Below are 7,561 nucleotides of genomic sequence, written 5' to 3'. Positions count from 1 at the left end.
GGCCGTGGTCGGGTGCTGAGCCCGACCACGGCCACCGACTCCGAGAGGACCCCGATGGCAACCAGCACCACCGCGCCGGACGCCGACCGACGCGAACCCCGGGCCGGGTCACCGGCACGGAAGCCGGCCCGCCGGCCCCGCGGCCCGCGCCGCTCGCTCCTGCCGTATCTGCTGCTCGCCCCGGCCATCCTGCTGGAACTCGGCATCCACGTGATCCCGATGGTGGTCGGGGTCTGGATGAGCATGCTGGAGCTGACCCAGTTCCACATCCGCGACTGGTCCACCGCACCGTTCGTGGGGTGGGAGAACTACCGGGCGACGCTCGACCTGAACAGCGCCGCCGGCAAGGAACTGCTGCACTCGTTCTGGATCACCCTGGCCTACAGCGTGCTCTCGGTCGGGTTCGCCTGGCTGCTCGGCATCTCGGCGGCAGTCGTACTGCAACGGCCGTTCCGGGGGCGGGCGATCCTGCGGGCGCTCTTCCTCACCCCGTACGCCCTGCCGGTCTACGCCGCGGTGATCACCTGGAGTTTCCTGCTGCAACGCGACACCGGCCTGGTCAACCACGTCCTCGTCGACCAGCTCGGGCTGCTGGGCGAGCGACCGTTCTGGCTGATCGGCGACAACAGCTTCTGGTCGCTGCTGGTGGTGTCGGTGTGGCGCAACTGGCCGTTCGCGTTCCTGTGCCTGATGGCCGGCCTGCAGAACGTGCCCGGCGAGCTGTACGAGGCCGCCGCGATCGACGGCGCCGGGTTCTGGCGTCGGCTGCGCTCGGTCACCCTGCCCATGCTGCGGCCGGTGAACCTGGTGCTGCTGCTGGTGCTGTTCCTGTGGACGTTCAACGACTTCAACACCCCGTTCGTGCTGTTCGGCGGCTCCGCTCCGGAGCAGGCCGACCTCATCTCCATCCACATCTACCGCAGCTCCTTCAAGACCTGGGACTTCGGCTCCGGCTCGGCGATGTCCGTAGCGCTGCTGCTGTTCCTGCTCGTCGTGTCGGCCGTGTACCTGCTGATCACCAACCGTCGGAGGGACGACCATGCGTGAGACCGCCGGTGAGCGCTGGGGCCGGCGCATCGTGCTGACCCTGCTCACCCTCTTCGTCGTCATCCCGCTCTACGTGATGGTGACCTCGGCCGCGAAGCCGTTGCAGGACGTGCAGAACGGCTTCACCTGGTGGCCCAGCCGGCCCACCCTGCAACCGTTCGTCGACATGTGGAGCACCGTGCCGCTGGCCCGGTACCTGGTGAACAGCCTGGTGGTGTCGAGCATCGCGGCGGTCTGCTCGGTGGCGATCGCCATCTTCGCCGCGTTCGCGGTGAGCCGGTACCGGTTCCGGGGCCGGGGAGTCTTCACGGTGACGGTGCTGTCCACCCAGATGTTCCCCGGCATCCTGTTCCTGCTGCCGCTGTTCCTCATCTACGTCAACCTGGGCAACGCCACCGGCATCGAGTTGTACGCCAGTCGCACCGGCCTGGTGATCACGTACCTGACGTTCTCGTTGCCGTTCTCGATCTGGATGCTGGTCGGCTACTTCGACTCCATCCCCCGGGGGTTGGACGAGGCGGCGCAGGTCGACGGCGCGGGGCCGCTGCGCACCCTGTTCCAGGTCATCCTGCCGGCCGCCGTGCCCGGCGTCGTCGCGGTCACCGTGTACGCGTTCATGACGGCCTGGGGTGAGGTGCTGTTCGCGTCGGTGATGACCGACGAGGGCAGCCGCACCCTGGCCGTGGGCCTGCAGGGCTACTCCACCCAGTTCAACGTCTACTGGAACCAGATCATGGCCGCCTCGCTGGTGGTCAGCATCCCGGTCGTCGTCGGATTCCTGGCCCTGCAGCGGTACTTCGTCGCCGGCCTCACCGCCGGCGCTGTCAAGTGAGTCATCCGATCCCAGAGGAGAACCATCCCGTGCCCGACCTGTCCAAGCTGCCACCCGACTTCCTCTGGGGCGTCGCCACGGCGGCGTACCAGATCGAGGGGGCCGTCGACGTCGACGGCCGGGCGCCGTCCATCTGGGACACCTTCTCGGCGACACCCGGCAACGTCGACAACGGCGACACCGGCGCGGTGGCCTGCGACCACTACCACCGGTGGCCGGAGGACCTGGCGCTGCTGCGCCGGCTCGGCGTGGACGCGTACCGCTTCTCGGTGGCCTGGCCCCGGGTCATGCCCGACGGCGTCGGTCGGGTCAACCCGGCCGGGCTGGACTTCTACGACCGGCTCGTCGACACGCTGCTCGCCGACGGGATCCGGCCGTTCGTCACGCTGTACCACTGGGATCTGCCGCAGGCCCTGCAGGACCGGGGCGGTTGGCCGGAGCGCGCCACCGCCGAGGCGTTCGCCGAGTACGCGGCGGTGGTGGCCGGCCGCCTCGGTGACCGGGTGGCCGACTGGAACACCGTCAACGAGCCGCTCTGCGTGTCCTGGATCGGGCACCTGGAGGGGCGGATGGCCCCGGGCGAGCGGGACCTGACCCGCGCGGTGCACACCTCGCACCACGTGCTGCTCGGGCACGGCCTGGCCACCCAGGCGATCCGCGCCAACGCCGCCCGTCCGGCCTCGGTGGGCCTGGTGCTCAACCTCAGCCCGATCGAGGCGGCGACCGACCGGCCGGAGGACGTCGCGGCGGCCCGCCGGGCGGACGGGCACGTCAACAGGTGGTGGCTGGACCCGATCCACGGGCGCGGCTACCCCGCCGACATGATCGCCACCTACGGCGTCGAGCCGCCGGTACGCGGTGACGACCTGGCGGTGATCGCCACGCCGACGGACTTCCTCGGGGTGAACTACTACTTCCGTCAGCTGGTGGTCGACGATCCGACCGGCGCGGCGCCGTACGCCCGACAGGTGCCGGTCCCCGGCTCGGTGGAGACCGCGATGGGCTGGGAGGTGCATCCGGCGGGGCTGGAGCGGCTGCTGGTCGACGTGCACGAGGAGTACCGGCCGGGCCGGATCATCGTCACCGAGAGCGGTTCGGCCTGGCCGGACGAGGTCACCGCGGACGGCACGGTGGAGGACAAGGAGCGCACCGACCACCTGGAGCAGCACCTGGCGGCCTGCGCGTCGGCGGTGGCCCGGGGCGTGCCGCTGGACGGCTACTTCGTCTGGTCGTTGCTGGACAACTTCGAGTGGGCGTACGGCTACGACAAGCGCTTCGGGTTGGTGCACGTGGACTACGCCACCCAGCGGCGGACGATGAAGGCGAGCGGTCTGCGCTACGCCGAGGTGATCCGCGCTCACCAGGCGGTCGCCCGGGCGACCGGCACCGCCACGCCGGTGGCCTGAGACGCGGCAGTGCGGACGGCCGCCCGGGGGTGACCCTGGGCGGCCGTTCGTGTTTCGGTCGGACGAAACCGCCACGAGCCGCCGCCACGAGTGGCTAGCCTGCGGCAATGTCCGCAGCACCCGACGAGGTCGATCATCCCGAGCCCACCGGGCGGGTCTCCGGCACCGACCGGATGACGGCCTTCAGCGACGGTGTCTTCGCCATCGTCATCACGCTGCTGGTCATCGACCTGCGGGTGCCGGAGTACCACGAGGGTGAGCTGCTGACCGGTCTGCTCGACGAGGGCCCCTCGTACCTCGCCTTCGTGGTGTCCTTCGTCTACATCGGGGTGCTCTGGCTCAACCACCACGCACTGCTGCGGCTGATCCGCCGGACCACCCTCGCGCTGAGCTGGATCAACCTGGGCATCCTCTTCGGCGCGGTGATCATTCCGTTCCCCACCGCCGTGCTGGCGTCCGCGTTCACCCAGGGCGACATCGACGACCAGCGCGCGGCGGTCGCCCTGTACGCGCTGTCCGCGGCATTGATGTCGGCCCCCTGGCTGGTGTTCTTCGGCTACCTGCACCGCCACCCGGCGTTGCTCGAACAGCGGGTCAGCCCGGGGTACGTGCGGGCGCAGCGACTGCGACCGATCACCGGCCTCGTCCTGTACGGGGTCGGCGGCCTGCTCGGCTGGTTCGTCAACCCACTGCTGGGCCTGATCGCCGTCATCGTGATGATCACCTATCACGCGCTGACCAGCCAGGGACTACCCCGGTGGCTCGTGCGCCGCTGAGCGGCGCAGCCGGAGCAGGTCGGCCGGGGTGTCCACGTCGACGGGCGTGCCGACGTCGTCGCAGGGCACCTCGACCACCAGCTCCGGACGCTCGCGGAGCAGGTCGCGGGCACCCTGGTCGCCGACGGCGTACCTGTTAAGCAGCGGCCAGGTCCGTCGGCACAGCAGGATCGGGTGGCCCGGCCGGCCGGCGTAGGTGGCGACCACCACCGACTCAGCGGCGTACGCCTCACGTACCCGCCGGACGGCGACCGGGCTGAGCAGCGGCTGGTCGACGAGGACCACGACCGCTCCCGGCACGTCGGCCGGTAGCGAGGCCAGGCCCCGGCGCAACGACGAGCCCAGTCCGTCGGACCAGCGGTCGTGGCGCACCGGCACCGCGCCGGGCAGCTCGGGCACCTCGTCGGCGCCCGCTCCGAGGACCACGTGCACGGGTACGCAACCACCGTCGGCGAGCAGCCGGACCCCGCGCCGCACCAGCGGTTCCCCATCCAGCTCGACGAGCGCCTTCGGGCGGCCGTACCGCCGTCCGGTCCCGGCGGCCAGGAGCAGTCCGGCGATCACCGTCGTCCTCTCGGGCATGAAGAGCTTTGCGTTATTCGCACCGACATATACCGATAAGGCTAATCTGGCCCGGTGCGGGACGAACCGGAGAACGCGACGACGACCGACGAGCGGCACTCGTCCCGGTTGACGTTCGACGTCAACGGCGCGTCCAGGGAGGTGACAGTGGACAACCGCACCACAGTGCTCGACACGCTGCGCGAGCACCTCGGCCTGACCGGGGCGAAGAAGGGCTGCGACCACGGCCAGTGCGGCTCCTGCACCGTCCTGCTCGACGGCCGCCGGGTGAAGAGCTGCCTGGTCCTCGCGGTCACCGTGGACGGCCGGTCGGTGGTGACAGTCGAAGGTCTGGCCGGACCGGACGAGCTGTCCCCGTTGCAGGCCGCATTCGTCGCTCACGACGCCTTCCAGTGCGGCTACTGCACCCCCGGGCAACTCTGCTCCGCACGGGGCATGCTCGACGAGGTCGCCAAGGGGTGGCCCAGCGCGGTCACCGACGACCTCGTCGCGCCCGCCGAGCTGACCGACGCGGAGATCCGCGAGCGGATGGCCGGCAACCTCTGCCGCTGCGCCGCGTACCCGCACATCGTCGCGGCCGTGCGCGAGACGGCGGCGGCGACGTGAAGGCGTTCCGCTACCACCGGCCCGCCGACGTGGCGGACGCGGTCGCCGTGCTGGCGGTCGAGCCGCAGGCCGCGTACCTGGGTGGCGGCACCAACCTGGTGGACCTGATGAAACTCGGTGTGCAACGCCCGGACGTGCTGGTGGACGTGACCCGACTTCCGCTGGACACCGTCGAGGAGTTGCCCGACGGCGGGCTGCGCGTCGGGGCGACAGTCCGCAACAGCGACCTCGCGGCCCACCCGGCGGTGCGCCGGGACTACCCGGTGCTGGCCCGCGCCCTGCTCGCCGCCGCCTCCGGACAACTGCGCAACATGGCCACCACCGGCGGCAACCTGTTGCAGCGCACCCGTTGCGTCTACTTCCAGGACACCGGCAAGGCCTGCAACAAGCGGGAACCGGGCAGCGGCTGCGCCGCCCTGCACGGCCAGAACCGCGACCTCGCGGTGCTGGACTGGTCCGAGCAGTGCGTCGCCACCCACCCGTCCGACCTGGCCGTGGCGCTGACCGCCCTCGACGCCGTGGTGGAGGTGCACGAGGCCGGCGGCCCCCGCGACATCCCGATCACCGCCCTGTACCGCTCCCCCGGCACCCACCCGGAACGCGAGACCACCCTGGCGCGAGGCGCGCTGATCACCGCCGTCCGGTTACCGCCGCTGCCGGCAGCGCGCCGCTCGACGTACCTCAAGGTGCGCGACCGGGCGTCGTTCGCCTTCGCCGCCGGCTCGGTGGCCGCCGTGCTGGACCTCGACGGCGACACGGTCCGCGACGTGCGGTTGGCGTACGGGGCGGTGGCGCACCGGCCGTGGCGGGCGTACCGGGCGGAGGAGGAACTGCGGGGGCGTCCGTTCAGCCCGGAACTGGCCGGGCAGGCCGCCGACGCGGAGCTGGCCGAGGCGCGCCCACTGCGACACAACGGTTTCAAGCTGCCGCTGACCCGGGCCATCACCGTGCGGGCGCTCACCGAACTGGCCACATCGTGAGCGGTGGCGAGCCCGGCCGGGTCGTGAGCGGCGGGGCGGTCGGGCGCGCGTACCCCCGGTTGGAGGGCCCGGAGAAGGTCACCGGCACGGCCCGCTACGCGGTGGAGTACCCGGTGGACGGGGTCACCTACGGCTGGGCGGTGCCGTCGGCGGTGGTCCGGGGCCGGATCACGCGGGTGGACACGGCGCAGGCGCTGGCGTCGCCGGGCGTGCTGGCCGTGCTGCACCACGGCAACGCGCCCCGGCTCGCGCCCGGCCCGGAGCGGGAGTTGTGGCTGTTGCAGGAGCCGGTGGTGCACTACCGGGGGCAGTACGTCGCCGTGGTGGTGGCCACCAGCCTGGAGGCGGCCCGCGAGGGCGCCCGGCTGGTCCGGATCGACTACGACGCCGGCCCGCACAGCACCGTGCTCGCCGACGACCACCCCGGCCTGTACAAGCCCGATCACGTCAACCCCAGCTACCCGACCGACACCGCCGAAGGCGACTTCGACGCCGGGTTCGCGGCCGCCCCGGTGCGGGTGGACGTCACGTACCGGACGCCGGCGTACCACAACAACCCGATGGAGCCGCACGCCACGACGGCGCAGTGGCGCGACGGGCGGCTGCTGGTGCACGACTCCACCCAGGGCGCGACGCCGGTGCGCGCCACCCTCGCTGAGCTGTTCGAACTGCCGCCGGAGTCGATCCGGGTCGTCGCCGAGCACGTCGGCGGCGGCTTCGGCAGCAAGGGGTACGCCAAGGCCCCGGTGGTGCTGGCCGCCCTCGCCGCCCGACACGTGGACCGGCCGGTCAAGCTGGCGTTGACCCGCCAGCAACTGTTCGGGCCGGTCGGCTACCGCACCCCCACCATCCAGCGCGTCCGCCTCGCCGCCGACACCGACGGGCGGCTCACCGCGATCTGCCACGACGCGATCAGCCAGACGTCGACCATCCGGGAGTTCGCCGAGCAGACCGCCGTCTACACCCGCAGCATGTACGCCGCTCCGCACCGCCGCACCACTCACCGGTTGGTCCGCCTCGACGTGCCCACGCCCTTCTGGATGCGTGCCCCCGGCGAGTGCCCGGGCGCGTACGCGCTGGAGTCCGCGATGGACGAGTTGGCCGTCGCCGTCGGCATCGACCCGGTGGAGCTGCGCGTCCGCAACGACACCGCTGTCGACCCGGACCAGGCGCGGCCGTTCACCAGCCGCAACCTGGTGGCGTGCCTGCGTGAGGGCGCCCAGCGGTTCGGCTGGACCGACCGGGGCGGCGCGACCGCGACGATCATCGCGAGGGTGGTGCAGTTGGCGTTGGCGATGATGCCCCGGGGCCGGTTGCGGACCTGCTCGGGGT

General features: G+C 71.7%; 7 protein-coding genes and 1 pseudogene. 7 read left to right on the top strand and 1 reads right to left on the bottom strand.

The features are described from left to right. The 4 genes from ACWCO3_RS28340 to ACWCO3_RS28325 all read left to right on the top strand — a co-directional run. A partial coding sequence (locus tag ACWCO3_RS28340) for a carbohydrate ABC transporter permease (RefSeq protein WP_450012934.1) occupies positions 1-1,047 on the top strand: 1,047 nt, incomplete at its 5' end. Continuing rightward, a complete protein-coding gene (locus tag ACWCO3_RS28335) occupies positions 1,040-1,879 on the top strand; it encodes a carbohydrate ABC transporter permease (protein WP_145781198.1) in 840 nt (279 codons plus the stop codon). The genes ACWCO3_RS28340 and ACWCO3_RS28335, both read left to right, overlap by 8 nt. A 29-nt stretch (positions 1,880-1,908) precedes the next feature. Beyond that, positions 1,909-3,285 (top strand): GH1 family beta-glucosidase, encoded by a 1,377-nt coding sequence (locus ACWCO3_RS28330; RefSeq protein WP_450012932.1) that lies wholly within the window; start codon positions 1,909-1,911, stop codon positions 3,283-3,285. 107 nt (positions 3,286-3,392) lie between these two features. Beyond that, positions 3,393-4,061, top strand: a complete 669-nt coding sequence (locus tag ACWCO3_RS28325) for a TMEM175 family protein (RefSeq protein WP_450012930.1) — start codon at positions 3,393-3,395, stop codon at positions 4,059-4,061. Here ACWCO3_RS28325 and ACWCO3_RS28320 read toward each other — a convergent pair. Then, positions 4,035-4,643: a nucleotidyltransferase family protein gene (locus tag ACWCO3_RS28320; protein WP_450012928.1), complete on the bottom strand. Its 609-nt coding sequence runs from the start codon at positions 4,641-4,643 to the stop codon at positions 4,035-4,037. The genes ACWCO3_RS28325 and ACWCO3_RS28320 overlap by 27 nt on opposite strands. A 108-nt stretch (positions 4,644-4,751) precedes the next feature. Here ACWCO3_RS28320 and ACWCO3_RS28315 point away from each other — a divergent pair, with 108 nt between their 5' ends. The 3 genes and pseudogenes from ACWCO3_RS28315 to ACWCO3_RS28305 all read left to right on the top strand — a co-directional run. Continuing rightward, positions 4,752-5,249, top strand: coding sequence for a 2Fe-2S iron-sulfur cluster-binding protein (locus ACWCO3_RS28315; RefSeq protein ID WP_167524951.1), 498 nt, complete (start codon positions 4,752-4,754; stop codon positions 5,247-5,249). Continuing rightward, positions 5,246-6,229, top strand: coding sequence for an FAD binding domain-containing protein (locus ACWCO3_RS28310; RefSeq protein WP_450012926.1), 984 nt, complete (start codon positions 5,246-5,248; stop codon positions 6,227-6,229). The genes ACWCO3_RS28315 and ACWCO3_RS28310 overlap by 4 nt, the downstream gene beginning before the upstream one ends. Beyond that, positions 6,226-7,314: pseudogene (locus tag ACWCO3_RS28305) on the top strand (xanthine dehydrogenase family protein molybdopterin-binding subunit); the annotation flags it as partial. The gene ACWCO3_RS28310 and the pseudogene ACWCO3_RS28305, both read left to right, overlap by 4 nt. Between the last annotated feature and the right edge of the window lie 247 nt (positions 7,315-7,561).

This window comes from Micromonospora sp. NPDC002411, from assembly GCF_053592955.1.
This window is presented reverse-complemented; position numbering and strand designations above follow the sequence as displayed.

Bases quoted from the DNA above. Each gene is read 5' to 3' on its own strand.
- ACWCO3_RS28325 (WP_450012930.1), top strand. From the start codon at position 3,393: ATGTCCGCAGCACCCGACGAGGTCGATCATCCCGAGCCCACCGGGCGG.
- ACWCO3_RS28335 (WP_145781198.1), top strand. From the start codon at position 1,040: ATGCGTGAGACCGCCGGTGAGCGCTGGGGCCGGCGCATCGTGCTGACC.
- ACWCO3_RS28320 (WP_450012928.1), bottom strand. From the start codon at position 4,643: ATGCCCGAGAGGACGACGGTGATCGCCGGACTGCTCCTGGCCGCCGGG.